This is a genomic window from Haloarcula rubripromontorii, from assembly GCF_001280425.1.
In the GTDB taxonomy this organism is placed as follows: Archaea; Halobacteriota; Halobacteria; order Halobacteriales; family Haloarculaceae; genus Haloarcula; species Haloarcula rubripromontorii.
The window spans coordinates 1-26155 of sequence record NZ_LIUF01000011.1 but is presented as its reverse complement, the minus strand read 5'-3'; the positions used below and the strand labels follow the sequence as shown (position 1 = coordinate 26155).

General features: G+C 57.8%; 21 protein-coding genes and 3 pseudogenes. 9 read left to right on the top strand and 15 right to left on the bottom strand.

Annotated elements, in window-relative coordinates:
* Positions 1-6 precede the first annotated feature (6 nt).
* Positions 7-189 (bottom strand): hypothetical protein, encoded by a 183-nt coding sequence (locus AMS69_RS18785; protein WP_053969562.1) that lies wholly within the window; start codon positions 187-189, stop codon positions 7-9.
* Positions 186-450: pseudogene (locus tag AMS69_RS18780) on the bottom strand (hypothetical protein). The gene AMS69_RS18785 and the pseudogene AMS69_RS18780 overlap by 4 nt, the downstream one beginning before the upstream one ends.
* Positions 451-1199: 749 nt before the next feature.
* Between AMS69_RS18780 and AMS69_RS18775 the strand changes: the two are divergent.
* The 3 genes from AMS69_RS18775 (at position 1200) to AMS69_RS18765 (ending at position 3321) form a co-directional block, all read left to right on the top strand.
* The gene (locus tag AMS69_RS18775; protein WP_053968371.1) at positions 1200-2084 is read left to right on the top strand and encodes an IS1595 family transposase; all 885 of its coding nucleotides are present in this window, start codon (positions 1200-1202) and stop codon (positions 2082-2084) included.
* A 163-nt stretch (positions 2085-2247) separates the two neighbouring features.
* Positions 2248-2835, top strand: a complete 588-nt coding sequence (locus AMS69_RS18770) for a DUF7342 family protein (RefSeq protein ID WP_053969560.1) — start codon at positions 2248-2250, stop codon at positions 2833-2835.
* Positions 2836-2838: 3 nt separating this feature from the next.
* Positions 2839-3321 carry a hypothetical protein gene (locus AMS69_RS18765; RefSeq protein WP_053969559.1) on the top strand — a complete coding sequence of 161 codons (483 nt, stop codon included), beginning with the start codon at positions 2839-2841 and terminating at the stop codon, positions 3319-3321.
* A 50-nt stretch (positions 3322-3371) separates the two neighbouring features.
* On the opposite strand, the gene AMS69_RS18760 is transcribed toward AMS69_RS18765, so the two are convergent.
* The 4 genes and pseudogenes from AMS69_RS18760 to AMS69_RS21190 all read right to left on the bottom strand — a co-directional run.
* Positions 3372-4016 carry a ribonuclease H-like domain-containing protein gene (locus tag AMS69_RS18760; protein WP_053969558.1) on the bottom strand — a complete coding sequence of 215 codons (645 nt, stop codon included), beginning with the start codon at positions 4014-4016 and terminating at the stop codon, positions 3372-3374.
* Positions 4013-4333 (bottom strand): hypothetical protein, encoded by a 321-nt coding sequence (locus tag AMS69_RS18755; RefSeq protein WP_053969557.1) that lies wholly within the window; start codon positions 4331-4333, stop codon positions 4013-4015. Before AMS69_RS18755 ends, AMS69_RS18760 begins: the two co-directional genes overlap by 4 nt.
* A gap of 2 nt (positions 4334-4335) precedes the next feature.
* Positions 4336-5274: a hypothetical protein gene (locus AMS69_RS18750; RefSeq protein WP_053969556.1), complete on the bottom strand. Its 939-nt coding sequence runs from the start codon at positions 5272-5274 to the stop codon at positions 4336-4338.
* 251 nt (positions 5275-5525) lie between these two features.
* A pseudogene (locus AMS69_RS21190) lies at positions 5526-5783 on the bottom strand (AAA family ATPase); the annotation flags it as partial.
* A 78-nt stretch (positions 5784-5861) separates the two neighbouring features.
* Between AMS69_RS21190 and AMS69_RS18740 the strand changes: the two are divergent.
* Positions 5862-7139 carry an RNA-guided endonuclease InsQ/TnpB family protein gene (locus AMS69_RS18740; RefSeq protein WP_053969554.1) on the top strand — a complete coding sequence of 426 codons (1278 nt, stop codon included), beginning with the start codon at positions 5862-5864 and terminating at the stop codon, positions 7137-7139.
* On the opposite strand, the pseudogene AMS69_RS18735 reads toward AMS69_RS18740, so the two are convergent.
* Both AMS69_RS18735 and AMS69_RS18730 read right to left on the bottom strand, forming a co-directional pair.
* Positions 7138-7504: pseudogene (locus AMS69_RS18735) on the bottom strand (hypothetical protein); the annotation flags it as partial. The gene AMS69_RS18740 and the pseudogene AMS69_RS18735 overlap by 2 nt on opposite strands.
* A 966-nt stretch (positions 7505-8470) precedes the next feature.
* Positions 8471-9067, bottom strand: coding sequence for a hypothetical protein (locus AMS69_RS18730; protein ID WP_053969553.1), 597 nt, complete (start codon positions 9065-9067; stop codon positions 8471-8473).
* A 210-nt stretch (positions 9068-9277) separates the two neighbouring features.
* Here AMS69_RS18730 and AMS69_RS18725 point away from each other — a divergent pair, with 210 nt between their 5' ends.
* Positions 9278-9964: an SOS response-associated peptidase gene (locus AMS69_RS18725; protein ID WP_053969552.1), complete on the top strand. Its 687-nt coding sequence runs from the start codon at positions 9278-9280 to the stop codon at positions 9962-9964.
* An 18-nt stretch (positions 9965-9982) separates the two neighbouring features.
* On the opposite strand, the gene AMS69_RS18720 is transcribed toward AMS69_RS18725, so the two are convergent.
* Positions 9983-11011: a Cdc6/Cdc18 family protein gene (locus AMS69_RS18720; protein ID WP_053969551.1), complete on the bottom strand. Its 1029-nt coding sequence runs from the start codon at positions 11009-11011 to the stop codon at positions 9983-9985.
* A gap of 343 nt (positions 11012-11354) precedes the next feature.
* Here AMS69_RS18720 and AMS69_RS18715 point away from each other — a divergent pair, with 343 nt between their 5' ends.
* Positions 11355-11588, top strand: a complete 234-nt coding sequence (locus AMS69_RS18715) for a hypothetical protein (protein WP_006182478.1) — start codon at positions 11355-11357, stop codon at positions 11586-11588.
* A 41-nt stretch (positions 11589-11629) separates the two neighbouring features.
* Here the strand turns inward: AMS69_RS18715 and AMS69_RS18710 are convergent, their stop codons facing one another.
* The 4 genes from AMS69_RS18710 to AMS69_RS18690 are packed head-to-tail and all read right to left on the bottom strand — an operon-like array spanning position 11630 to position 22012.
* Entirely contained in the window at positions 11630-14536 is a 2907-nt protein-coding gene (locus AMS69_RS18710; RefSeq protein WP_053969550.1) for a helicase-related protein, read from the bottom strand.
* Between the two features lie 6 nt (positions 14537-14542).
* Positions 14543-16708 (bottom strand): BREX-5 system phosphatase PglZ, encoded by a 2166-nt coding sequence (pglZ, locus tag AMS69_RS18705; RefSeq protein WP_053969549.1) that lies wholly within the window; start codon positions 16706-16708, stop codon positions 14543-14545.
* Between the two features lie 2 nt (positions 16709-16710).
* Positions 16711-20724: a BREX-5 system adenine-specific DNA-methyltransferase PglX gene (gene pglX, locus AMS69_RS19915; RefSeq protein WP_202904584.1), complete on the bottom strand. Its 4014-nt coding sequence runs from the start codon at positions 20722-20724 to the stop codon at positions 16711-16713.
* 13 nt (positions 20725-20737) lie between these two features.
* Positions 20738-22012, bottom strand: coding sequence for an IS4-like element ISHma1 family transposase (locus AMS69_RS18690; protein ID WP_053966624.1), 1275 nt, complete (start codon positions 22010-22012; stop codon positions 20738-20740).
* A 142-nt stretch (positions 22013-22154) separates the two neighbouring features.
* On the opposite strand from AMS69_RS18690, the gene AMS69_RS18685 reads away from it, so the two are divergent.
* From AMS69_RS18685 to AMS69_RS18675, 3 genes are all read left to right on the top strand, one after another.
* Positions 22155-22847, top strand: coding sequence for a hypothetical protein (locus tag AMS69_RS18685; RefSeq protein WP_053969546.1), 693 nt, complete (start codon positions 22155-22157; stop codon positions 22845-22847).
* Positions 22848-23391: 544 nt separating this feature from the next.
* Complete coding sequence (locus tag AMS69_RS18680; RefSeq protein WP_053969545.1) at positions 23392-23904, top strand: type IV pilin N-terminal domain-containing protein; 513 nt, start codon at positions 23392-23394, stop codon at positions 23902-23904.
* A gap of 247 nt (positions 23905-24151) precedes the next feature.
* The gene (locus AMS69_RS18675) at positions 24152-24706 is read left to right on the top strand and encodes a GNAT family N-acetyltransferase (RefSeq protein ID WP_053969544.1); all 555 of its coding nucleotides are present in this window, start codon (positions 24152-24154) and stop codon (positions 24704-24706) included.
* Between the two features lie 267 nt (positions 24707-24973).
* Here AMS69_RS18675 and AMS69_RS18670 read toward each other — a convergent pair whose 3' ends face one another.
* Together AMS69_RS18670 and AMS69_RS18665 are read right to left on the bottom strand one after the other, a co-directional pair.
* Complete coding sequence (locus AMS69_RS18670; protein WP_053969543.1) at positions 24974-25387, bottom strand: hypothetical protein; 414 nt, start codon at positions 25385-25387, stop codon at positions 24974-24976.
* The gene (locus tag AMS69_RS18665) at positions 25384-26142 is read right to left on the bottom strand and encodes a ParA family protein (RefSeq protein ID WP_077067843.1); all 759 of its coding nucleotides are present in this window, start codon (positions 26140-26142) and stop codon (positions 25384-25386) included. The genes AMS69_RS18670 and AMS69_RS18665 overlap by 4 nt, the downstream gene beginning before the upstream one ends.
* Positions 26143-26155: the final 13 nt, after the last annotated feature.

Here is a 26155-nt window from a genome sequence, read left to right as displayed (position 1 = left end):
GAAGTCTCAAATCCGCCGCATCGTCGTCACGACCTCCCGCCCAGTGACCCGCCACTGACACCCGTTCCAGACGGCCTCGATGCGCTCGAAGCCTCCATCCGACCGCGGCTCGAATTCTATTTTCCGCTTCGGCCCTCGCACCGGCTCGTAGACGAAGCCGTTCGCCTCGGCGACCGACAGCTCGCTCACGCCTCAACACCTCGAACGAGATCGTCGACGAGCGACCCACCGACGTGGGGGCCGATGTCCCAGCCACGCTCGCCACGAGTATACTCACACCACTCCGAAAGCGTCTCGAAGGGCGTCTCCGACAGTCCGACTTTCTCTACGTCGCCGTCAACTGAAACAACAGCCACAGCGAAGTCGTAGCTGTCCCAACAGTGGGCTGCACCGTTACCGTCGACGCCAAGGAAGAGTGGACGCTGGGGTGAGTAGTTCGCGGGCGAGCAGGTCAGTACAGGCAAAGTACCTACTGTTTCGTCTAAGAGAAAGCTCCCCCCAACAGCTCGATGACCCTTACTCTGCTTGGTTATTTGGGTCAAGTATGTAATAAACCACAGCTATTGTGACAGACATCGACACCGCCTGAAAAGGGACCCAATCACCCAGTAACAAGGAGAATACAAGGACAGCAATTCCGGTTAAGATACCTGTCAGAACTGCGTATCCTCCGCGCGATAGAGTCCGTATCCGCGCATCTACACGACGATAGAGATGCTTCACAGTACCAGTACAATATCAATATCCCTCTATAAGCCTGGTCAATTTGTACCCAGACTGACCAGTCCTCGCTGAGCCTTCCCCAGTGAAACAATCCAAGCCGGCGCTCAAATCCGCCGTATCGTCGTAACGACCTTCCGGCCGATAACCCGCCACTGACAGCCGTTCCAGACGGCTTCGATGTGCCAGTAGCAGTGCTGAGCTCCACCACCTAACAATCCAATAGTAGGCCCCGAGTGGCCGTGAGCGAGTTCGCTGTGGCCGCGGCCCGCACGAATCAGTCTCGATGGCTACCCACATTCCAATTCCGACGCGAGAAGCGACGACAACGGGATTAATCCCTAATTCATCGACGTTAATTCGGCGAAAACCGGCCCCAAATCGGGCTTCGCTCTTCCGAAGCAGATTGTTGGTCGGGTAGAGCTGTCGCTGTGAAAGCGTAGCGGGCAAGGGTGACGCGAACGCGTCACCCGGACGCAATGTTCCCATTTGAATTGCTGAGTTCAGAGGAGAGCGCCGCGAACCTGCTGGAGCAGGTTCGCTGGCGCGAGGGCCTCTGTTGCCCGCGCTGCCGGTCTGAATCGGTGATCAAACACGGCAGCTATCGAGAGTATCAACGGTATCTCTGTAAGGATTGCGACCGCACGTTCAACGACAAGACCGGCACGATCTTCGCGCACGCGAAGATCGGCCTTGACAAGCTGTTATTCGCGTTCTACTCGTTCCTCCGGTTCAATACGAGTATCCGCCAGCTAGACGCTGAAATTGACGTTTCGTATCGCTCGCTTCGCCGGCGCGTCGAGCAGTTCGCCAGAACGCTCGACGCGCCAGCCATCAACCTCGTTGGCCCGGTCGAGATTGACGAGTTCTACGTCTCTGCTGGGAAGAAAGGCCGCGAGCGCGACCAAGAGTCGCGCTCGCGTGCTCTCTCGAAACGCGGACGAGGAACGTATGAGGGAGACAAACCGCCAGTGTTCACGCTCGTTGATCGCGGCAGCGGTCAGCGATACGTCGTCCCAGCGAAATCCACCGATGAAGCGACCGTGCGACTCCTTCTCGACAACCACGAGAAGGAGTCGCTGACCGTCTACACGGACGGATTTCGGGCCTACGATCCACTCGACGATGACGAGAGCTTCCACCGAGAATCAGTAATTCACGGTGACGGCGAGTACGTTGATGAAGACGCACACGTGAACACGTGCGAGAGCCACGCGTCGCTGGCGCGACGGTGGCTCTCGCCGCACCGAGGTGTCTCAAAAGACAAACTGACAGCGTATCTCAGACCGTTCCAACTTCGGCGACGAGTCCTCCGCAAACCGGGACGAGAAGCACTGAAACAGATTATCCGAGAAGTTCTCTGACTCACCAACAATGTACTTCACAAGAGCGTTGACTTATTGTTCGTCGTCGGCTTCCGGAACGATTTCCGGAATCCACCGGGGTGGATTCAGCCGGTGTACTCTTCACTGAGGGAATATAGAACTGTGCCAAAGAACTATATTCCTCTGAGCCGTGCGTTTCTATATGACCGACCGAAGCCCACCAGATGAGTTTGCTGACGTCAACGAGGCGGTCAGCGAGGAATGGGAGTCCGAAACGACGCCCTACGAGCGCATTCGACACGTCGTTGCACATACGTACAGCCCCGTCTCAGCTGATTCGGTAGCTGACGATGCACGGACGGCTCCAAAGACCGCTCGAAAGCACCTGAACACACTCGCAGACGAGGGGTTTGTCGAGACGACACCCGGCGAACAGGGTGGCACGCTCTATCGGCGCTCACCTGAATCACTCGTCGTCGAACAGGCTGCCGACATCCTTGAGCACGTCTCGACCGATGAACTCGTCACCCGAATTCAGGAGATGCGCGAGCAGCTCACCGAATATCGGTCCGAATTCGGTGTTGATTCCCCCGAAGAATTGGCGGTCAACCAGACGAACCAGGCCCTCAGCGAGACCGGGTCACAGGACGAGATCGACCCAGAGACGATTCGTGAGTGGAAGACGCTCCGACGGAATCTCGCGTTCGCGAACGCTGCCCTCTCGATCGGCAACGCCGAGCAGTTCGTCGATAGTGACCGTCGCTCGACTGACGACAGCGTCCCTGCCTGAGCAATGCGGGATTCGCCTGACCAAGCAGAAACCCATACTCTCCGGGGAGCTGCGGATCGGCCGGTGCTACTGACGATTCGTGATGTCGTCGAGGAGATGGAACCGCTCGCAACACCTGAACTCGACGACTACCTCCATCCATCAGTCCTCGAAGTCATGCTTGACGATGGACTGTGTGGGGCCGAGGACGCCCGGATCGATATCCAGTGGACGACACGAGATGATTACAAGTTCCATTACACGGACACGAACGGGGTGAATCTGCGCTGGGGGAAGCATCCACACGCAGGAGACTATATCCACGTCCCCGGATTAGAACACTATCATCCACCGCCGAACGCGAGTTCTGATTCAGACGAGGTCGAAGCGTCCTGTATCTCACAATCTCCTGAAGAATTGGTCACCCGCGCGGTCCTTAAACTCTGGCGGGTCGCCTACCACACGGACTCGTATGAACCACTCAACGCAGGTCGTAACCCACCGTAGGAACCATCCGGGTGCTTTCCTTTACGAACCCCCACTGAGAAGCGAGTTCTTCAGGCGATAGGCTCCAGCGACTTCATAGAGAAATCTGACTTTGAACAATACCGTTCTGCAAGCTCCATCAACGCTCGAGTCCGTCGGATATCCGCGACATTGTGGATGATGAGTGGCTCGTAGGCTCCCTCCTCCCATGCGGTGACTGCCTCGCTACTGTCGGTAAATGGATCCAGGTCGTTCAATCCGGCGCCGATCAGTTCCTCGTAGACGCCACTCAGTGTGTCTTCACTCGTATTGAAGCGTGTCTCGAAGACATCCATCACGTCGACGTATGGCAACGTGCCAAACGGCCACTCGAGCCCGTGCGTACAGAGCCGTGTGCGAAGGAACGGGAGGTCGAATCCTCCGTTCCACCGCTCACCGTTGTACGCAACGAGCTTTGCATCTCGTTGGGTGAGTGTCGATGTGACAAAGGTCGCCAGTTCGTTCAGGAGCTCCTGTTCGCTGTCGTGGAGTGAGAGCTGTACCGGTGTCTGGAGGGCGTCGTTGAGCCGATCTGCGAGGCCTGTTTGTGGTGCCGTTCCGGTATGGAGAAACACTCGCGACGAGACCGCGGAGTCGAACCCAACTACTGTGAGTTCATCATCGGCCTGAAATCCCGTCGTTTCGATATCGAATGCAATTGTCGTCAACTCAGTCATTCTACACCTCCAGTGGTACCTTCGGCGGGCGATTGCTGCTGTTCGCCCCCGGTTTCCGAAAGCCGTTGCTCAAGCTCTTCGAGGCGTTCCTCGTGGTCGTCGAGGCGGGCCTCCTGTTCGAGATCGATGCTGAGTAGCGCCGGTAGCAGCGGATTCTGGTGGTTCAACAGCCCGCTCGCGTCGGCGTGCTCGCGGGCGTACTCGAACAGTCGGTCAAATCGTGGCTGGTCGCGACGCCGCAGTGCCCGGCGGAACTCCGCCCAGCGCTCTTCGATGGCTCGCAGCGCATCACGGTACGTCGGGTTCGTGCGCCCCATCGCTATCGCCCTCCGCCGCTTGCCGTCCATGCATCGAGCAAGGGATCTGCGGTGGCCGCCACCGTCTCACCGTCAGCGGTGACGCCTGTCCCGACGCGCTCCGGAGTCGGTGTCGACGGCGTCGACGTTGTCGGTTCCACGCCGACCTGCGTGGCGCGCGCCGCGAGCAACTGCCGCCAGTACGCGAATGTCGTCTGGTAGTACGCGCCGTCGTCGACGGGATAGACGAGCGTCTCGAAGTCCTCGCCGACGACCCTTGGCCCCATCCGGGTCTGCTCACATTCCAGGTGGTGGTCGGCGGCCGTCGCGACCGGCGCCGTGAAGTCGTCGCGCTGCGCCCGGGTGACGAGCACCGGGATGTCGTATCCGTCGGCGTAGGTCGCCAACCGGGCCAGGGTTCGGGCTTGGAGGGTTTTCGCGTGGGTTTCGCCGAGGGTGTCGTCGGCGCGGTACTGGGCGTCGACGGCCGGCGCGACGATGAGGGCGGGCGTGTGGGGCGACACTGTATCTGCTCTTTCTCTCGTGTGGGGGCGCTCTGGTGGTGAGCCGATCGAGGCCTTAATCAGCGCATCGACCGCGTCGGGGAGGTCGGACACGGCCGCGAAGTGCTGGGCCGCCGTAAACCCCCGCGCAATGTGAATCCGCTCCAGGAGCCGCCGGCTGGGGGCAAGCTGCGCCAGCGATGTCGTCGTTGCGTGGCCATCGGCGTCGATCCAGAGGGCAGGCCCCTCGTGTAAGAGTAGGTGGTCGAGCACGAGCGACTGCAGGATGGGCACCCCTCGATCGCCGTCGACGTCCAGTAGCGTGATCCCATCTTCGAGCGACGGCAGCAGCATCTTGTCAGCTGCGGGGTCGGCTTGGTTCGCTAGCTTCTCGTTTCGGTCTGCCCCCCGCGTCGGCTGCTCGACAGCTAGTGGGTTTGAATCCAGAACTGGTGGCATACTCGATTCGACGGCGCCTACCCCCAAATGCCGTGCAGGGTGGTTTCCGGAGTTCTGGGAACGTGAGATTCGATCAACTTTCGCCCGAAGGCCCGAAGCTGATACCTTGTGATCAGCGTTTCCGGGAAGGTTCCGGAATAGTCGTCCACGGAGATTAACCAACAAATCCGAGCACTGCTCGTTCCGTTGGTTAAGAAACCGACCTAGTTGCCCTTGGGGGCTTGAATTTTGGTGGCAATGCGATTTCTGCCCTACTCTTGGATGTCAGCCGACATCACAACACTGTATTCACGGTCTCGGCTGGCACCCCTTGCTTCAACAAAATTGTACTGGGCCATCTTCGACAGGTAGTCGCGGACGGTCCGTTGGGTTCGGGGATTGTCTACTTTCTCGGTGTTCTTCTGGTGAATCTCGGCCGGACTCAGCGGTCTCCGGTCCCTAAAAATGTCGTACACCACTCGCTGGTGTGGCGTAAGCGCGTTAAGGCTCTTCTGCTGGATTTCGGTTCTATGATGCACCCTCTGATATTGGCATTGTTGGCCCTTGTATTCAAAAATACTAATAAAGAGTAGATATCACTGTGATACATGGCGTGGGAGGTGACTCGAACAGTCCGGGTACGACTTGACGTACCTGACAACCGCAAGAGTGACCTCCACGCTACTAACAGCAAATTTCAGTACTGTGCAAACCACACGGCAGACTGGGCGTGGCGCTATCCTGAGGAAGACTGCGTAACCAGCAAGAGCGAAGCTGAAGCCGCCATCTACGACGACTTACGGGAAGAAACCGACTACCTCCACGCAAACCTCGTGCAGAAGGCGATTAAACGCGCCACCGACGATATCGACAACTGTGTAGACCGGCTCACTGAGGGTGAAAACACCAGCAGGCCCCAATACGACACATTCAGCATCGTCTACGACAAGCGAGCCGCCAGCTACTACCGCGACAAGGTGAGTCTCGCCACTGTCAACGGGAGAGTCGAATGCGAGTACGAGCTCCCCTATGACGTTGAAGGGACGCCTCACGGCGAGTATCTGCTGAACGACGACTACTCGTTCAGTACGAGTACCGTTCACTACGATAGTGAAGCCGACGAGTTCTACCTGCACGCGGCAATGAAACGAGAAATCGATGCGAGCAGTCCTGAGAAAGCTGAGCATTCGAAAGTGCTTGGCGTGGACTGTAACGTTGACGACCACATTGCCGTGACCTCAACAGGCCAGTTCGTCGGAAATGCCGACTATTTCAATCACACGCGCCACGAGTTCGAAAACCGCCGCGCTAGCCTCCAACAGACCGGTACGCGAAGCGCCCACCTGACGGTCCAGCGAATCGGTGACAGATTCGGACGCTGGAGTGAAGATTATCTGCATCGGTGCTCGAACGAACTTGTCGAAGAAGCCCGCCGCCACGTCTGTACACATATCGCGTTCGAGGACTTGGAACAAATCCGCGACCGGATCAGCGACGGCAAGAAGTTCCAGCAGTGGGCATTTCGCGAGTTACAGCGACAGGTCGCCTACAAAGCCGAGGAAGACGGCATTATCGTGGACACGGTGGAACCACAGTACACGAGCCAGCAATGCTCGATGTGTGGCTGTACCTTGGAGGAAAACCGCGACGGGCAACACTTCGAGTGCTTGGACTGTTCGTACACGGTGAACGCTGACTACAATGCGGCGAAGAACGTGGCGCGGAAACTCGCACTCAAACTCCAGCGAGGGCAGAAGTCCCCCGCTGGAGGGGCGTTCTGTCAGTACGCCCTGAAGTCGGGGACTATGACCGTGAATGCGACTGACGTGGCGTCCGACACGCCTGTGTCGGCAGAACGTGAGTCCACCGACAAGCCAACGGCTTAGCTGTTGGTAGCTGACAGACGGCGCCGTAGTGCTGATTGGCGGTGGAATCCCCGTGCGACGTTGATTCGATCAAGTAATCGCCGGCTGGGCGCGATCTGGGAGAGTGTCGTCGTCGTCGCGTGTCCGTTTGCGTCGACCCAGAAGGCGGGCCCGTCGTGCAGGAGGAGATGGTCGAGCACGAGCGACTGCAGGATCGGGACGCCGCGGTCCCCCTCGACGTCGAGCAGCGTGATGCCGTCGTCGAGCTGCGGCAACAACATCTCGTCCGTAGCCGGATCGGCCTGGTCAGCGAGGGACCGATTGCGGTCAGCGCCCCGTGTCGGCTGGTCCACCGCCAATCGGTTCGATGTTGAGTGTTCTCCCATACTCGACTAGTTGTCTACGTTCCCGATAAGCCGCGGCGTGTCGCTTCCGCGTTTCAGGGAACTCGACTTGATCCCCTCCAATCGCGGTACAGTCCCGAGTAATCTCTGTTTGGATCCCGTTTCCGAGAATAGTTCCTGAATCCAGCGTTCTCCGTGTTAACCAACACTGGTGCGTATCGACGGCGGTTTGTTGGTTAATCCTTCACAGCTATAGTCTCGGGCCTGACTGCTCGGTATGTTAATGCTTGACGCCACGTTGGAAGAGGTGCTCTATGAGCTACCCACAAACCCACGTCGACCACCGAAACCCCGATCACCACGAGTCAATGCATCCAACTCGAAATATCGCGAACGCCCACGTTGTTGCCGGTGAATTCCTCACTTCACGGTACCACGATGCGCTTCAAACTGTTCTCCATCCTCTCGGCGAGTCTCTGGACACCAAAGACCAACATGCGCTCAACGACCTTGGAATCGTCCATGCTACTGGTTCTTTGAACGAGCTATCCCCTATTGTTCGCACATACGTCAAACTCGACGAGTATTGGACACGCACCCATCGTACTGCGCTCAACGAATTATTCGCTGATCGACGTGCTCACGTCCTAAGTTGCTGTACACGGTTCCTTTCTGAGTTCTCTCGACACACTCTCGAAGTTGAATCTGGCCGTTCCGGAACTGCGCTGGATACTACCCTTGCTCCGCTTCTCGAGTGCGGATTTCTCTCACACACAGATGATGAGAAAACCCCATACTCTGTTGATGAACACCACGCGCTATATCGACCGACTGAACGGCTCTTCGACGCACTTCTTGACCAAGCACCTGTTCTCTGTGATCTTCTGCCACCGACCGAGCTCTAATCGCACGATCCAGAGGCTTTTCGGCTCTGTAAAAATCCTCTTGGCCACATACCAATAGCCGGTACGTAAGCTTGCGAGTCTTACACACACGAAGGGGAAGGATTCAACCGTCCTTTTCTATCGGAAGAACCCGCCCATCCTCCGTAACACGGAGATTTTCAAACTCTAAAGCCGTATTCAACTTCTCTACCACTTCTTGATGCTTCTCCTGCTCGCCGATATACTGCTTAGGATCCGCGGCCTTCTGAACAATCTGCACAACATATCGGTAATCCTCGCTGTTCAGCTCTTGCAACTTCTCTTTAGCAAAATAAACGCGATTACTATGGCCCTCAGCCTTACTCCGCAACGGATCATCATGGCTTAAATTGTACCTCATTTCATCCGCGTCAAATCCAACTATCTCGAAGAAATCAGCTATCTCATCCGTACTACGTCCGTCAGCGATAACCTCTGCCAGTTCATCCAGCACCTCGTCACTGAACTGCTTCTTTTCCTTCAACTCCTCCAACCACTCTCCGCCTGCCAGATTCATTTCCTCTACTCTCTCTGACTCAGCGTATATACTCATCACCTCCTCCCACTTCGGCGTCCAGACATACTCATTCCCGTTACTATCCTGGAAGATGATATCCATCTTGATTCTGTTATCTGGGAATGTACCCACAGAATCTATCTTGTCGAAGAACACCCGTTTCATGCTTCCACCAATCGGATGTAATGGTGAAATAGTTTTGTAGGTTGTCAGTAGAGAAGTGCCGTTTATCTGTTTTCCATAGAAGCCTCCTCTGTTGTATAGAACCTCTGTACTTGCCAATCATCCCAAATCTACCATCAAACGAAGGGGCCTCAGAACCAGCCCTTCACATTTTCAAATACGTTGAAGACTCTCCCAGTTGGATCAGGATGTATGTGTGGTCGAAACTCGCTCTTCATCGACCAGGCCGACCTTGAGGCCCGTTTCGACGCCGAGGTCGTCACGGACGGCGGGTACACACCCCGATACAACATCGCACCTGGTGACGACCTCCACATCATCACGAACGAGGCTCAAGACGAGATCGACGCCTACCACTGGGGGCTGATTCCGTTCTGGGCGGACGAGCCCGAGGGGGGCATCATCAACGCTCGCTCCGAGACTGCCGACGAGAAACGCGTCTTCCAGCGGGCGTGGGAATCTCGCCCTTGTCTCGTCCCCTCGTCGGGCTTCTACGAGTGGAAAGCACCAAACGGCGGGGCGAAACAGCCCTACCGAATCTATCGCGAGGACGACCCAGCGTTCGCGATGGCTGGCCTCTGGGACGTCTGGGAGGGCGACGACGAGACAATTTCGTGCGTCACGATTCTCACGACGGAGCCGAACGAGTTGATGAACTCCATCCACGATCGGATGGCGGTCGTCCTCCCGAGGGACGCCGAATCCGACTGGCTCGCCGCAGACCCGGAAACCCGCAAGGAACTGTGCCAGCCGTATCCGAAGGATGATCTGGACGCCTACGAGATTTCGACGCGGGTCAACAACCCCGGCAACGACGATTCTCAGGTCATCGAGCCGCTGGACCACGAGCAATCGGGCCTCGGCGAGTTCAGTTCCTGATAGCTGACGGGGTCACGGTCACTGCATCGGCGACGCCGCTGCCGAATCGACGAGCGAGTATTCCCGATCCCGACTCGTCCCCTCCGCCTCGAGGAGGTTGTATTGCTCCATCTTTGAGAGGTACGTGCGGATAGTCCGTTTCGTCCGTGGGTCATCGACGTCCTCGGAATAGCGTTCGTGGATCTCACTCGGCCCGACCGGGCCGTGCTCGCGAACGATGTCATAGACGACGCGCTGGTGTGGCGTGAGCGAGTCGAGGCTTTTCTGTTTGATTTGGGCCCGAGCATCCTCGGCGGCGTCCAGGAGAATATCGTCAGTGATGCGCTCGTGGTTCTCGCGATCGGCCTTGCCAGCGGCCGTTCGGAGGATGCCGATTGCGAGGCGGGCGTCGCCGGCGGCCGCGTCGGCGATCCGGTAGAGCTGGTCGTCGGTGATGACGTCCTCATCGAGGCCCCACTTCGCCCGCGAACTCAGAATGTCGTACAGCTGCTCGTCGTGGTACTTGTCCATCCGGACGTGTTCGCTGGAGCGCAGCCGGCTCACGAGGCGGTCGTCGACGCGGCTGAACAGCTCCTCTTCCTTGTTCGCGATGCAGATGATCGCGAACTGCGGGAGGCTGTGGAGGTCGTAGATGACGCTGGGGTCTTCGAGCTGATCGACCTCGTCGAGGATGACGACCGTTCGCGGACCGTCGTGCTGCTGGAGGCGGTCGACGAGTTCGTCGTGCGGTGTCGACTGCCGGTGGATGTCGATGGTCGCGCCCAAGTCGTCGAGGATCTGGTAGAGTGTGCGGAACCGGGTGTAGTTGCGCCAGCAGTTGACGTAGGTGGTCTCGACATCGAGGACCTCTTCCCGGAGTCGTTCGGTGACGAATTGCGAGATGCACGTCTTGCCGGCGCCGCTGGGTCCAGTGACGATGGCCGTGTCGGCGGGTTCCCCGTTCGTGATGGGCTCAAGGACGCTAGAGAGGTGGTTTACTTCTGCGTCGCGATGCTCAACTTCCCGAGGGACGAACCCGGCGCGGAGAACGCGAGCATCGCGGATCATCGTTGCTTGATAGACTGGTTTTCTGGCTAGTACTAAAAACGTGATTGGGTTGTTTCCGGAAACCATGCATTCAGTTCCATTTTACTTGTCGTATCCCCCTGCTGTCATGCGATTCCTAATTGTGGAAAACCCAGATTTCCGGGAATTTCCGGAATCGGCTCATTAACGGGAGAACCACTTTCTAGTATGCGCATTCTGTCGCCGAGGGCCAGGTAGTCGATGGCGTCCTGATTACGAGACCGTCCGTGCGAGATCCCCTGTTTTGGAGGGGATTGACCGTTCAAAAGGACGAACCAGCCACGTTTACAGAACGCTAATCAAACACCTCTTCGATACGTCGAATATGGCAGACGACAGAACCGAGGGTGTGATCGTCCACCTCGTGGACAAGCACGGGGAGGGCGAGATCGAGCGCGAATACGACGACTGGGAGATTGTGGACGAGGGATGGATTAGATGCATCGGCCCGTCGCACGGTGGCGAACTCGACAGTGGCCACGTACCCGTCTCGTACTACCCACCCGAGCGTGTGGTCTCCGTCGACGTTTACGAGAAGCCTTCACGAAAGTCGGTCTGACGCGCCGGCAGCGAAGCGCTCCCGTCCAGCTCAGGAATCGATTAGACCGGGAGAGCAAAGCAAACGTTCTCCACCTCTGGCGCAAGTGAGATGACCCGAGCCTTCCGCTGCAATTCTTGGCGCCGGTCTTCGATACGCTGCTCAAGTTTGTTGAGCCGTTCTTGTTGACCACGGATTGCGATATCCATATTTGACCCAGCCTCTGCTTTCCGTTCATAGTTCTCGATGAACTCCTCGATTCGCTGGCGTTCAGCCTCCGCATACTCCTCGAGGTCATCTAGTTCTTGCTGGGTCTCCTCTCGGCGGCGCTCGTGTAGTTCTTCCCGCAAAGATGTGACCTGCTGGCTGATGTACCGGTCCCCAGCTTCTCGCAGCTGATCCTGACTCTGTATCAGCGATCGCACACGGTCCGCGTCGGGCGACCCTTTGATACTGTCACCCTGAACAACACGCTGACCCATCCGCTGCCGGGGGTCATGATGGCGGGCATCGACATACACAGGGATCATATCTTCCCGGATGACCTCGCCCGTCCCGTCCTCGAACGTCACGCGATAGTTATACGCAATCCCCGGTTCGTCGACGAACGGGAGGAGCTTTAGCCCAACATCTCCGTGCTCACTATCCAGGATTTGCTGCATTAGCCGCTGGACCAGATCATCATCGGGAGAGACGTAGTCAATACCATCGTGGTCCATCGCGAAGTCTCGGCTGAACGTGAACGGCCCGTACTCCTCGTCAGTTCCTTGCCGTAGAGAGCGTGGCAGCTGGGCCCTGTAGAGATTGCTCCCGGCTTTTTCGACGTCGCCACCGAGCGCCTCGACGCCGCGCTCGACGAACTCGTGGATGTCGGCCTCCGTCCCGTAGACGTCCTCGGACTCGTCCATCACCTCCTGAATCTTCTCCCGGCTCTCCTGGTCAAACGTGCTCGTGTCGATGAGGCTGCGTTCGTACCACTCCTGGAGCGTGCGTTGACGCTCGTCGATGAGTTCCTCGAGTTCCTCCTTGGTTGCACTCGCCGGTTCGTCGTTCTGGATGGACTCCATGATGAGCGAGTCGACGTTGATGTCATCGAGCATCCCCAACACGTCAGCCGTGTTGCCGAGTTTGCCGCGGATGTTCTCGACCTTGTTCTGGAGCATGTCGAAGATCTCGCCCTCACGAGTGTCCTCGAACGTGAAGTTCCAGACCTTGACCTCCTTGTCCTGCCCGTAGCGGTGGAGCCGGCCGATCCGCTGCTCGAGGCGGTTCGGGTTCCACGGCAGCTCGTAGTTCACCATGATGTGGCAACTGTGCTGGAGGTCAATCCCCTCGCTCGCCGCGTCGGTCGCAAACAGTAGCCGGGACTGGCCGTGGTTGAACTCCTCCTCGATGCGGGCGCGTTCCTCCTTGTCGACGTCACCGTGGATGACGAGGATCTCGTCGGCCCAGGGTTCGTCCTTCACAAGGTCGAGTAGGTAGTCCAGTGTGTCGCGATACTCGGTGAACAGGAGGAGTTTCTCGTCGGGTTGCTCTTCCAGCAGCTGCTGGATGTAGCGGCGGACCTTCTGGGCCTTCGAGTCGACGGAGATACCCTCGGCGAGGGAGACGAGGTCGCGGAGCGTTTCGATCTCCTCTTCGAGTTGCGCATCGCTCTCGGTGACGGTCAGCGCCGAGAGTTCCTCCTCGGCTCGTTGTTTGTCCTCTTCGTCGAGATCCTCGCCGTCGAGGTACGCGGACGCCTCCTCCGAGAGGTTCGTGGAGGTCGACTGCTCGTCGACGAGGTCGCCCAAACGACGACTCAGTGTCGCTTGGATGGCGCCGATACTGCTGACAAGACGTTTCTGCATCAGCGCCATGGCGAACCCGACCGCTGGCTCGTTCAGCTTCTCGGAGCGGTTATAGACGTTCTGGACGTAGTCAGTAACGGCCCGATAGAACTGCCGCTCATCGTGGGTCATCTCCACGGGAACGGTGTTGACCTCACGGTCGGGGAAGATGCGCTCGCCGTCATCGTCGTACAGCGTCTGCTTCCCGCGGCGGATCATCACGCGGTCAACGGCTTCCTTGGAGAGGTCCTGGTCTTCGGCGACGAGGAACGGGTCGATGTACTCGATGAGCGAGCGGAACGCCTCGCCCTTGCCGTCGTGTGGCGTCGCGCTGAGCAGGAGGAGCGAGTCGGAATTACCGGCGACCCGTTCGACCATCTTCGACGTCTTGCTGGGGGACTCACCCCGTTTGGCGGCCTTGTGCGCCTCGTCGACTATCACGACGTCCCAGAACGCTTCCTCGAGGGCCGGCTGGAACTCGTCCTGTCGGAGGAAGGCCTGACTGGTGACCATCTGTTGGTGGTCTTGGTCCCAGATGTTGGCCTCCTCACCGAGTCGCCGGCGTTCACCCTCGACCCACTGCCGGTCGGCCGGCGTGAGGTCGATGTCGAAGAAGCGGTTCATATCACGAATCCACTTCTTCTGGAGGTGGGCAGGGACGACGAACAGGACCCGGTCCGCACGATTTCGAGCGGTAAGCTCTTTGAGGATGAGTCCCGCTTCGATGGTCTTCCCGAGGCCGACGTCGTCGGCGATGAGCGCACGTTGGCGCAGCTTCTGCATCACCCAGTTGACTGCGGCGAGCTGATACGGTTCGAGGCGGACCAGCGAATTCGAGATACTCAGTAGCTGCCCCTGTTCGTGGGCGATCTGAAGCTGAAGGGCTTGCGAACGAAGATCGAACCACTCGGCCGAGACAGCCTCGTGGTCGGGATGTAGCTGTTCGGCTGACGCCGAGCGCAGTTCCCCAAGCTGATCGCGTTTGGGTTCGACCTCGACGTCGTCGATACAGACGGTTTTCACGCCGGCGTCTTCGACGTAGGCCCGGAGGTAGTCGAGATCGCCGACGGAGTAGGTCTTAATGACCTCGGCAGTGCGTCCATTGAGTAGGACCGTATCACCGGGATCGAAGTTAGTCATTAGCGGTCATTCCTGCGTGATCGTGACGAAGTTGAGCACGAATTCCTGGGGGAGAACCCCACCGTGGTAGAAGCGAGCATCGGGAAGTCCCTGATTGCGGAAGCGCTGAATTGGATCTGCGAGGACACTAATTTTCGTGTCATCGTCAAGGTAGCCGAGATGAGTGTTCTCGTCGAGGAGGACGCCAGGTGCATCCTCGTCGATGTTTGTTCCGGCCACCCAACGGCGCGTCACCTGCTCCGCCTCGTCCGGTGGATAGATGCCATCAAGATCGATGCTCTGGGGAAGCGAGACAAAACCGTGGTCGGCGAGGATGTATGCGCGGTCCCACTCTCCCTGGTCGAGCTTCTCGCAGATGATGTCCGATATCTTCTCGATACGGTCGCTGAACAGCGCCTCGAAGTCGGTTAGCTCTTTTTCACCAGCTTTGTCGAGGTCGTTCCAGTAGTACGCAACGCGAGTGTTGCTCCACCCCGACTCGTCGTCCTCGCTTTGCATGATGTAACTCCAGCCATCGTCCTTCAGCATCTTCTCGCGCTGGTAGTTAGTGATCTCGCGGCCGTTGCGTTCCGGAACGAGTTCCCCGTCGTCGAGTTCGATGTTGAAGCTGAACTTGCTCCCGGGTGTGAGTGCTGCCTTCCCAAACTCGGTATCCGAGGGGAGTGTTCCGACCCAAGCAGTCTCGTCGACTTCGAGGCCGGGGAGTTCACGACGGACAGACTCCGCCAGTTCGTGAGCGAGGTCGAAACGCAGCGCGTCGACGATGAACAGCGCAACGCTCTGGCCACTCTGGAGGTGTTCTTGCTCCTGGTCGAAGAACTGGTGGGCGTAGTTTTCGCCGACAAACGGTGAACCTGCCTCGATCTGGTCGACGACCAGTTCGCCGAGATCGCTGAGGTAGTCGAGGTAGCGTGACTCAGTCAGCGACGTGCGCAGGTCGTCGAGACTCGCCGTCGCGGGATGCTCCTCTGGGAGCCCTTGTTCGGGCTCGCCCGAGATGATGAGATTGAACACGGCGTTGTCGATCTGCCAGGTCCCATCGTCGACGTCACCGTAGAGGTCGACGATGTCGGTCGTATCGCCGCGCTCTTCCCACGTTTCGAGTTCGTGCGCGAGTTTGGCGACCTCGACAGCCTGGTTCCAGACGCTCGTCCACGGGACGTCGCCGTAGGTCGTTTCGAGACGCTGGTAGCGTGTGGCCGCTCGGGTCGTGCACGTCTCGTACTCCCCGTCGTGGAACGCTTGCAGCCACTCGTTCCAGAGTTCGTGTTCGAGCGAGGCGTCGACGGGACAGTCGGCCAGTCCCCAGGGGTCGTCGTAGGATCGAAGGATATCGTGCCAGAACTGGGCGTCTGGATCGAGGTACACGTGCGCTAGCTCTTCGGCGCGTTCTGGATCGACCTTGCTCAGTAGCGACTGGAGTTCAGGTCGAGAGATTCCGAGGCCCGAACTGGACTCGGGTCGGTATTCGGCGTCGAGGAGCGACGGATCGAGTCCCTCCTCGACGAGCCATTCGGCGACCGCCCAACGTCGTGTTCGTGTCACGAGAACGTCCTCGTCGGTGACGCCGTCGACGGCCGCGACGCCGTTGTCGACCAACAGGTCCCGAATTTGTAGTAGATCGCTGGTCTCGTCGGGAAGGTTCTCGGCGCCGTGTTCGAGGACGAACTGAACCGGGTCCTCATGGCCATCGAGGACGATCTTCGTTTGGAGCCCCTGGAGCGTCGGAAGGCCCCCTTCGCCGTTGAGCTCCTGGAAGAGCGTCTTGGCGACCTGTTCGCGATCACCTTCGCCGACGTCTTCGTAGGCCGTGCGGATCGAAGCGGCCTGGATACGCTCGTTCTCGAAGCAGCGTGCCGCAAGCTTACCGATGTGCGCTTCAATGACCCCGCCAGTGTTTTCGACATCCTTGAACCAGTCTACGTCGTCGCTGTGGGTCTGTGGTACGTACCAGACGGTTCGGTCGCGGGGCGCGTCGGCGCGCAGCTCGAGTGGCGTTTGCTCGGCCGCATAGAACTCACAGCCCAGTGAGTGGCTGACTCCTTGGACGATATCGCGAAGGTACCCACCGTCGTCCCACCAAAGCACGACCGGATCTTCGTCGGCCGCCTCGTCGATGGCAGTCTCGATGGCATCTTCAGCGCACTGTGGGAGGGTTTTGGTTGCAGGCATTGTTACAGGACGTCATCGTCGACGGTTTTCGGGACAATCTCGGCGTCGGCGAGCGGTGTGATGTTGATTTCGACGCCGTGCTTGTGGTTGGGCTGATAGCCAGCAGTCGTTACCTCTGAGATCGCGCGGTCAGCCCAGTCCGAAGGAACGCGCTTGTCGATTGTCTGGCAGCGGTCGTCGATCTCTTCGGCTAGTGCCTTGAACTCGGCCAGCGGCGGCAGCTCCTCGATGTCGTCCACGCCCTCGTCGTCGGCGACTGCTTCGAGGTACTCCTCATCAACGATGGAGACATCGTCAAGCCCCATCGCCAACGAAGCGAGGCGGCGTTCGTCTTCGGAGAGATGATCGTGGGGTTGTCCGTTCTCGTCGAGCAGGTCGGAACCTTCACGCTCGAAGTAGTAAGTCATGAACAGGATGCCTGAACTGGAGTAGTGGTCTGAGCCCTTGAGCCGCCAGTTGAAGTAGTCGAACAGGTCAGCAAGGTGTGCTTCTACAGGCTCGTCGGTCGGCTTGGCGTATGCTTCACAGGCACCTTCGAGTTCCGCAAGCGCGTCGAGCCACTCGTCGCGCCACTCGTCGACGGTCTCCCAGAATTTCTCCGAGAAGGTGTCCTTGAACCACGTCGAGTCCTTGCGCTCGTGCAGCTCCCCGAGCGTGTCAACGCGCTCGCGGGTCTCCTCGCAGAACGCGGCGACTTTCGGCGCGAGGTCCTTCACCAGCGCACGATCCGATTCTTCGAACTCGCGTTCGTCTACGCTCCCGAGATCCTGGATGACGTCCTCGAAGACGGCGATCTGGTCGAGTCCGCTTGCACAGCGCTCGTACTGTTCGGCTGCCTCGGCTTGCTCGCTGGCGGACAGAGAATCATCGCTCCGGCGGCGGTTCGCGGCACTGCGCTGCTCTCGGAGTTCGGCCTTCCGCGGTTCTAGGTATTGGTTTGAGAGACGGTCGAATAGCCCCGAGTCGAGGCTGTGGTAGTCGACGAAGCACGCGAACCCCTCGCCGGTGGAGTCGGCGAGTAGACGCTCGGTTGTCAGCTTCCAGACGATGGGCGTATTTTCCATCCGGCTTACGTGGTAGTTGAACAGGTCCTCGGCGATCCACCGCCGGAGGTTGGGATAGGCCTCCTCGGCGGCGGACTCGGCACCGAGAATTTCGTCGACCTCGACCAGTCGGTCCTCGGCGTGCTCACCGTAGGCGTTCTCGAAGCGCTCGACGATGCGGTCCAGCATGTTCGGCTGGTCGTCGACGCCGTGTAGTGGGACAATGCCGTCGTTTTCCTCTCGGACGGCCTCCATTGCGAAGTGATGGACGAGGTCCTTGACCTGCTTGTCGATGTTGTCTGGGTTCTCGGGGACAGACTCTAGGCCCATGACTTCGCGATCTTCGGGGCTTTCAGCGGTTCGGAGGAAGATTTCTTGTCGGATTTGATTTTGTGTGCCGTCTGTAATATCTAAATCCTCGAATACTATTTCATCTGCTTTTTCTGCGAGTTCTTCCAGTTGCTTGTTAATCTCTACCCTGGATCCTATAGATTGACGAGCTGCCTCCTGCAGAGACACCCTTGGAGCTACTTCTTGAAATGTAATGTTCTGTATGATCTTCCGATTACGAACGTGTTCATGGTTGTAGAACCATCCAGAGCTAGATCGGGTGGGTAAAATTCGCGGGCCAACGTAATACGGGCTAGTCGGATTACTGGATCTTAGACTAATGACTTCCTGATACTGAGATTTGGTAACCTCAGCAATTCGTGAGTCTTGTTGATCGAAGACCCAAGGAATTCTAGCAACATCTCCGGGATTCCAGTGCCGTTCGGGCGTTAAAGAGAGGAACAGAGCATGATATAAGTCTGTATTTAGAACCCCCATCAGTTTCCATGGTGAAAGATAGTCTTCAGGGAAGACCATCGATCCGGTTTGGTCGAAAATCCCTCCTTCTGGGTAAAACCCGAACCGGCGTCCTGTCTCCTTTACTTGATTCCAAGTAAGACCCTCTTTCCCGTAGTGCTGTGGGTTCTGGAATCGGGCAGAGTCAATCCGTTGCATCTCAACCCCTCCATCCCGCCAGTTTATTTTTGTGGTCACTGATGGGACTACCCAGGCATCTTCCCCACCTTTGGCTAAGGGCTTGAATTCATCTGTATCTGGGGATCCCCAGTGTTTCCGAATGAATCGCGGATTATCTCCCGTCTGCAAACCCGTTGCGATTGTTGAGACAGATCCTCCCTCAATGCCTGCAGTATCCGCATCTAACTTTTCATGGGATTGATGTAGTTCTCGGACTTCATCTGGGGTCCAGTAACTAATTGGGCTCCCTGGAACCTGAGTGAATTCATCAGCACTTACTGAATATCGTCTTTTAACGTCGTCAAACTCTCCTTCAAATGAACTACGGATGAATGCCTCTTCTTTCTCATCTGATTTAACATCATGTAATCTGATGAATGTCCCTAGGTTGGAAGATTCCGTGTTCGGCGCTAAAACCGTGCCAGAAGTCCTTACAGTAGCGTTATCGAGTATACCTAGGCCGAATTCTGCTAAGAAATCGATAGTTCCCCCCGAATTCAAAAACTGATCTCTAAAGGATTGGAAACTGCTCTTAAACATAAACGATCGAGGAACAAGCATACCCAATCTACCGTTCTGCGGTAGTAAATTCGAGCATACCTCAAAGAATGAAATATAATATTCGTCTTTATAACTGTATTTTTCCTCGACATATTCTTGTACAATATCAGGCATTCGCCCGTGTGCTCCATACGGCGGATTCATCAGCGCCACGTCGTAGTCCTGGGCCAGAATGTCCAGCAGGCGCACGAAACTCCGGAGGTCCTGCGCGAGGAACGAGTCCGACTCCCGATGTTCCTCGACGGCTTCGCGCAGGCTGTGTAGTACCTGCCCGAGTGTGTGACTTTCGCGGGGGTCGTCGCCGAGGGTCAGCTGTGTGCCGCCGATGTCGGCGTCGTCTTCGAACAGGTCACCGAGGGTGCCGCGCACGTCGAGCAAGCTACCGAGACCGTGGACCTCCTCGAAAGCGTCGAGGATGCGCTCAAGCGCCTGTTGGACCTCGGGATCATCGCCGGCGACCTCGTCGAACACCGCCTCGACGCCGTCGATCTCCGCGATCGAGGCGTCGGCACAGACGATCCCCACCTCCGGCATGTCGAAGCCATCGGCGCCCTCGGCTTCGGCCCGGGTGCGACCCTTGAGGTAGAGATTGAACGCTGCGAGCTGGCAGGCCCGCATATCCAGGTCGACGCCGTAGAGGTTGTGCTGCAGAATCTTTCTGGGAATCTGCTCGCTGGGGTGGTCTGTTTCGGTGCGCCAGATGCGTTCGAGCACGTCGAAAGCGTAGAGGAGGAAGTGGCCGCTGCCACATGCCGGGTCGATGACCCGCAGCTCCCGAGGGTGGTCGAAGTCGGTCGGCTCGCCCGCCTCCTCACTCGGAACAAGGTAGGTACAGAAGTCGGCGATGTCGGGTGACTCGTCAGGTGAGAGTGGACGGTTCTTGCGCTCCTCGGGGGCGAACGAATCCTGGGTGTCGACGACATCCTGCAGCTCCCCGGTGTGTTCGAGATAGAGCTTTCCGAGGGAGTTGTCGGTGAGCATCCGGACGACCCAGTGGGGGGTGTAGAACTGATTCGCCGGCGGGACATCCTCGGGGTCGAGCCCTTCGCGGTCGCCCTTGCGACGTAGATCGTCGAGGAGTTTGACGTTGTAGTATTCGTAGACCCAGCCGAGCACGTCATCAGCCCGCCAGACTTCGTCGTCAACACTGTCGAGCATCCCGCAGAGTTCCTCGAAGGTGTCGTCATCGGGATCGATGAGGCTGTACGCCGAGGAACGATCGAACAGTATCTCAATTTCCTCAGCGAAATCGTTACAGGCGTTGTGATACGCTTCCAGGATAGCTTCGTCCTCTAGCAGGAACTCCTCATGGACGAGGGTCTCGGCGGCGGGCGTCAGGCCGTTATCCTTGAAGACAGTGATCTCCTCGTCGATGAACCCCCGCACTATTCGTCTTTAGCTAAGACTCACACCTCGGTTGTGTAGCGGTAGCGAGCGTCTCTTGTAAGATCGGTCGTTGTTGGTGGATTTTCTGGGCATCTTCGATTAGCCGCTCCAACAACGGCGGTGGCGAGTAACCGAGGTACTCACCGAGTTCGTGAAGGATGAGCTGGGCGTGCGACCGGAAGGTCGCCGCCCAGCGTTCCGGCGGAAACACGATCTCATCGTCGGCCTGCTCAGTGACCAGATCCAACAACTCACGACTCACCAGCAGTGACAGCAACGCTGCGTACAGTAGAATCTTCACGACATCAGGGTTGTTCGTGTCGAATTCGTCCAGTTCGTACTGCGTCTTCAACTCACGGAACAACGTTTCTACTTCCCATCGACACCGATACAGCGTCGCTAGATCCGCCGGGAGAAACTCCTCTCTCGGTAGATTCGTGATGTATAGGTGGTAGTCGTCGGCGTCCTCGTTGCGGACGCCGACGACGCGAAATCGCTTCGTGTCCAGCGACCGGGTTCCCTCGTACTGGCCACGCTTGAACTCCGCTTCCACCTCTACGTCGATGTACTTCCGCGAGAGATCATCGACCACATCGTGGATCTGTTTGCCCTCCAAGGGAATGGCGCGGCCGCGCCATTCCCGTAATTCCGCCGTTATCACCGGATTTGCGTTCTGCTTCAGCCGACTCACGAAGTAGCCGTCGTTCTCGTCGATCAACGCAAAGCGGCGGTATTTGAAGTACGCTCGATCAAACAGAACCAGTCGTCCTTGCAGCCACGATCCTGTCTTGAATAGCGCGCTGTCGTGCGTTTTCTCATCAGTCACATCGATCCGTTCTATGGTCTGGTCGGTAGCGTTGTGGAGCAGGTGGAGCTTCGCTCCAGCCTGCTCCTCGTGGCGGGCTTGAAACTCATCAGAAAGAAACTCGTGCAACCGCAACACCGTTCCATCAGCGATCATCACGTCCCTGAACCGGTCGATATCAGCATCAACAGCATCAGGGACAGCGACTTCGTCGAGGCCGCGCTCGACGAGGTCGCGGAGATACTCTGCGAGTAACGGTGTCAACCGGTGATAGAAGCCGCCAGAAGAGATCGGTTCGTCAGCTGTAGCGTTGTAGCAGCGTCTAAACCCAGCGAGTGTTCGGCTCTCGCCTGCGGCGAAGCCGAACACGAGCGCCCACACGAGGACAGGAATCTGGAGCTTACCCTCTCGCTCGACCACGCCGAGTTCCTCGGCGTGCTCTTCGAGGAACTCAGAGGGAAACAGTGTAGTGAGCCGACGCATGATTCTCGATGAGGAGGCTCTGTTGGACACAGCTATCGCCTCCTCATTCCTCTCGAAAAGAAGCCTCGATAAGCCGCTGCTGTCACGCGGTTTCTCTCTTAGCTAAAGACGGATGTCCCGACACGATTTCGGGTGACGATTGATGGCTGTCACTGATTCCGTCGACGCCGGTGTCGGCCCGGCGCTCGTCGAGACGATCCAGGATATCGAAGCAGGTGACTTGCTCGTGGTCAACGGCGACACACGCACCTGGGACGTCACCGATGTTGTCGAACGGGCCATCGAGGACCCGACCGATGACCGCGAATCGAAACGCGTACTCCGACTCAATTCTCGATCGGCGGTGTTCGGCCTGGAGCTGGTGCGCTATCCCGACCATCATGAGGTCTCGCTGTACGCGCTCGAGTCGCCGGACTGGACTGAAGACGGTCGGGCGTTCGACGTCGACGACGTCGAGGTGCTGGACCAGCGGGTTCCGTGGGTGGTCGTCAGCGGCGGGAAAGCCGAGAAGTACCACTTCCCGGACCCGCAGGCGGCCGCCTACGGCGAAGCCGCGCCCGCCTGTGGCGCTGGAAACCAGGGGTCTACGTACCGCATTACCCGGTGCAACGCGGTCGTCCCTGCGTATTCTGGGTGCAAGGACTGTCTGCGCCACGCGAAACCCGTGACTCTTCAGGCGGTCCGGTGTCCTGACTGTAGGAAGCACATCTGTCAGGGTGTCCTCCAGCGCGTCGAGGCGGCGGCTATCGACGGCCTGTCGATTACCTGTCCACAGTGTGGGTTCGACAGCATTGTCGATGCCGAACTGGCTGGCGAGTTCGCTGATATCGACTGAGTCCTCGGGGTAATCTGATCAGCAGCGTCATCATCGGTAAACTGTATACTGCTATATCGAATATCTGTAGACTAGAGTCGAATAGCATATCTAGATACAATATACAGATACACAAGCCGGATGCAAACTCCAGATACTGACTACCGATATCAGTCGTTGTGAATACGGCTATACTATTCGCGAGGTTGTGGATGGCTTTCAGTCAGTACAGTGAACTAGTCGACTGTTCAGAGCCCATCAGCATCTCTCAATAGGCGAAGCAACAGACCGAGGGTCAGTGTCATCGCCACAATGATTGTAACTGCAACAATGAGTGTCCCTATTCCAACCACATGTGAGTTCCGAGAGCCTTGCCAAAGAAAGCCTCGGCATGAAACCCTTTTATCCGGACAAATCCGATTGGTCAGTACGGACTATATATCTTATATTTCTAGTAAAAATCAACATAGACTCTGCAAAGCGTTTTATTATATATTAAATTTATTAATTTAGAAGATGATAGATACAGAAATTTATATATAAGCAATCAGCTATATTTTGTAGCATGGAGAAACGTGCTGTCTCGTCGGTTATCTCGGTTCTTCTTATGACGGCGGTGGCAGTCATATTTGCGGCGACAGTCTCTGTAATAGCTCTTGATATTATTGACGCCAGCCAGCCAGCCCCGAGTGCCGGATTTGAGCAACGATTACTTGATGAAGATAGTTCTGAAGAGCGACTTGAACTTACGCTCACGCACGGCGATAGAATCCGCGCAGATCAGGTGCTGATCGTCTCGACAGAGCCGGTCGATATCGGTGGCCCAGATACGGACCCAAATGGTGGGTACGCAACGGTTGGCGAAAAACTGACCGAAGGGAATGATCAGTCTGGTGTAGGGGACTACTGGACAGCCGGAGAGTCGATTTTGCTCGGCGGTGTCGGTGACCTGTCGGGAACTACCATCCGTGTCGTCTGGAATCCAGCGGAAGTTCGAAAAGACGGCCAGAACGGCAGAGCACCGAGCGCGTTAATCGGTGAGAACTCTGCAATTCTTTGGGAGTACACTGTTACATAGTTCGCGTGGGAGTTGGTCAGCGCAAACGTGGGATGTAGCACGACGAGTGAGGTCGGCTCAGTCGAATGTGGCGGAACCAGCCGGTAGGATTGGCTGTGTGTCTCCGATGTGGACTAACAAAGACCGACATAGCCGTTCCGGGCAGCCTGTCTTCAGGACCGGCTCCGCAGTCACGTAGCCCTCGTCATATGGCACCACACTATGAGTTTACACAAGACCCTTGTGGGCCGCCCGACCAGGCGAAGCTATGCCTGGACCCACGTTCTTGGAGGGCGAAACCGTGACCCTCCGGCCGGTCGAACGCGAGGACGTCCCGTTCGTGCAGCGCGCCATCAACGACCCCCGCATCTGGCGGCCCGCGATGGACGTCAACCCGACGAACGGCGAGTTGGCCGAGGAGTTCTTCGAGACCGTCCTGACCGCCGAGGAGGACGTTCACTGTCTGGCCTGCGTCGACGGCGACCCCGTCGGCCATGTCTCGCTGATGGAGTCCCGATACGGCCCCGACGAGACCCGTCGCGCGCGGTCAGCCGAGCTTGCCTACTGGGTGCACCCTGACCACCACAGTCAAGGATACGGCTCCGACGCCGCCCTCCAGATGGTCCGGTACGCCTTCGAAGACCGCAACATGCGCCGCATCCACGCCCGCGCTGGCAGCTTCAACGAGGCCTCGGCCGCGCTGCTAGAGTCACTGGGCTTCGAGCACGAAGGCACCCGCCGCGAGGCCGCCTGGTACCGCGGCGAGTACCACGACATGGAGCTGTACGGCCTGCTGCGGGACGAGTGGGACGGCGGCCGGTAGCGACGGTTAGGCCGTTCCTCCACATAGGGGACTGACGGTCATTGCTTTTGTGAAGCACGTTGTTGATTTTCAGGGGGCGTCGTCTGAACTCTCGTGCAGATATGAAAGAGTTGTGGCCTCCATCGTGTACGGCACTTCGAACATCATCCGAAGCTGGTAGGACCCTCGACGTCCAATACGCAGACATACTGAACAGCCGTTTCAGCTGTTCAGAAGAATAAATAAACCGTATTCACAACAACCGATATGTGATGCAAAAAGAGCCGATTAGAACTGCGTCTCTTGGCGTTCGGTGTACGTCTCGTACCCTGCTTCACCGGCTTCGATGAGGTCTGGACGAACCTCAGCAAGTCCTGCCCGAACGAGCAAGCCCAGAACTGACCCACGACTCTCCGAGTCGACCCCATCCCTGTCGAGATACTCGCGAACATCGGCCCCAACGGCGTCGAGTTGATTGGCCTCGTCAAGGCCACGGATCAGTGCTGCAAGGTTCTGATCCCGCATCGTCAGATTCGTTGGTACCTCGCCGGCGTCGAGCTCTTCGTAGATGTCGGCGATGTACTCCTCCAGCGAGGGCTCCTCTGATTCGGTGTCCTGTTGCGGTTGGCTGCGGTGACGTTTCTGTTCTTTCGACTGTTCAAGCAGTTCTTCAGGGTCGCGGTCGTCAGTAGTGTCACTCATCGGTCTGTGAGTTGGGTCAGCAGTTGCTCAGTGTTCGCACTGTACGCCTCACGGGCTCGCTTCCCGGTCGCATAGAGTTCGTCGTCAGGGACGGCATAGAGCGTCCGACCGGCGTTCTGGTTGTTCCCGATATCGGCGGTCTTGGTGACGGGTTCACCGACGATCTCAGGGTACTCTTCGGTCACGTACTCGACGAACGACTCCGAGAGGGTCTCCTGGCTACTGATGATCGTCGGGATGATTAGCGCCAACCCGAGGTCGACATCGAGGTCAGTGCTGATCTCGTCCAGCGTCGCATCCAGTTTTTGGAGCTGGTCACGCTCGAAGGCACCGGGTTTCAGCGGAGCGACGACGTTCCGAGCAGCGAAGAGCCCGTTGAGTGCGATGTTGTCCTCCTTGCCGGGCAGGTCGAAGATGACGAGGTCGTACTGGTCGGCGACGAGGTCCTCAACGAAGCCATCGAGTTTCTGGTAGCGCTCTTCGAGTGGGACGTTCGCGAGGTTATTGTCTGCGCCACCGAGCCCGAGATCAGCTGGGATAAGGTCCGGCCCCTCGTCGGTCGGGAACGTCATCCGATCCAGAAGGTCATCGATGTTGTCTCGGAGGAACGCCCAGTCGTCACCGAAGACGGCCGAGATCGGGGCATCGATGGTGACGCCATCCGCGTCGTCGTCCTCGACGATGGAGAGTCCGAAGTGTGTCGCGAGGTCGTTCTGTGTTCCAGCGAGGTCAACGAGGAGAACCTCGTGTCCCATGTTGCTGTCTCTT

Coding starts and splice junctions, on each gene's coding strand:
- AMS69_RS18680 (WP_053969545.1), top strand. CDS start 23,392: ATGGAGAAACGTGCTGTCTCGTCGGTTATCTCGGTTCTTCTTATGACG.
- AMS69_RS18755 (WP_053969557.1), bottom strand. CDS start 4,333: ATGGGGCGCACGAACCCGACGTACCGTGATGCGCTGCGAGCCATCGAA.
- AMS69_RS18720 (WP_053969551.1), bottom strand. CDS start 11,011: ATGATCCGCGATGCTCGCGTTCTCCGCGCCGGGTTCGTCCCTCGGGAA.
- AMS69_RS18670 (WP_053969543.1), bottom strand. CDS start 25,387: ATGAGTGACACTACTGACGACCGCGACCCTGAAGAACTGCTTGAACAG.
- AMS69_RS18750 (WP_053969556.1), bottom strand. CDS start 5,274: ATGCCACCAGTTCTGGATTCAAACCCACTAGCTGTCGAGCAGCCGACG.
- AMS69_RS18665 (WP_077067843.1), bottom strand. CDS start 26,142: ATGGGACACGAGGTTCTCCTCGTTGACCTCGCTGGAACACAGAACGAC.
- AMS69_RS18770 (WP_053969560.1), top strand. CDS start 2,248: ATGACCGACCGAAGCCCACCAGATGAGTTTGCTGACGTCAACGAGGCG.
- AMS69_RS18730 (WP_053969553.1), bottom strand. CDS start 9,067: ATGAAACGGGTGTTCTTCGACAAGATAGATTCTGTGGGTACATTCCCA.
- AMS69_RS18710 (WP_053969550.1), bottom strand. CDS start 14,536: ATGACTAACTTCGATCCCGGTGATACGGTCCTACTCAATGGACGCACT.
- AMS69_RS18725 (WP_053969552.1), top strand. CDS start 9,278: ATGTGTGGTCGAAACTCGCTCTTCATCGACCAGGCCGACCTTGAGGCC.
- AMS69_RS18760 (WP_053969558.1), bottom strand. CDS start 4,016: ATGACTGAGTTGACGACAATTGCATTCGATATCGAAACGACGGGATTT.
- AMS69_RS18740 (WP_053969554.1), top strand. CDS start 5,862: ATGGCGTGGGAGGTGACTCGAACAGTCCGGGTACGACTTGACGTACCT.
- AMS69_RS18675 (WP_053969544.1), top strand. CDS start 24,152: ATGCCTGGACCCACGTTCTTGGAGGGCGAAACCGTGACCCTCCGGCCG.
- AMS69_RS18685 (WP_053969546.1), top strand. CDS start 22,155: ATGGCTGTCACTGATTCCGTCGACGCCGGTGTCGGCCCGGCGCTCGTC.
- AMS69_RS18765 (WP_053969559.1), top strand. CDS start 2,839: ATGCGGGATTCGCCTGACCAAGCAGAAACCCATACTCTCCGGGGAGCT.
- AMS69_RS18690 (WP_053966624.1), bottom strand. CDS start 22,012: ATGCGTCGGCTCACTACACTGTTTCCCTCTGAGTTCCTCGAAGAGCAC.
- AMS69_RS18775 (WP_053968371.1), top strand. CDS start 1,200: ATGTTCCCATTTGAATTGCTGAGTTCAGAGGAGAGCGCCGCGAACCTG.
- AMS69_RS18715 (WP_006182478.1), top strand. CDS start 11,355: ATGGCAGACGACAGAACCGAGGGTGTGATCGTCCACCTCGTGGACAAG.
- pglZ (WP_053969549.1), bottom strand. CDS start 16,708: ATGCCTGCAACCAAAACCCTCCCACAGTGCGCTGAAGATGCCATCGAG.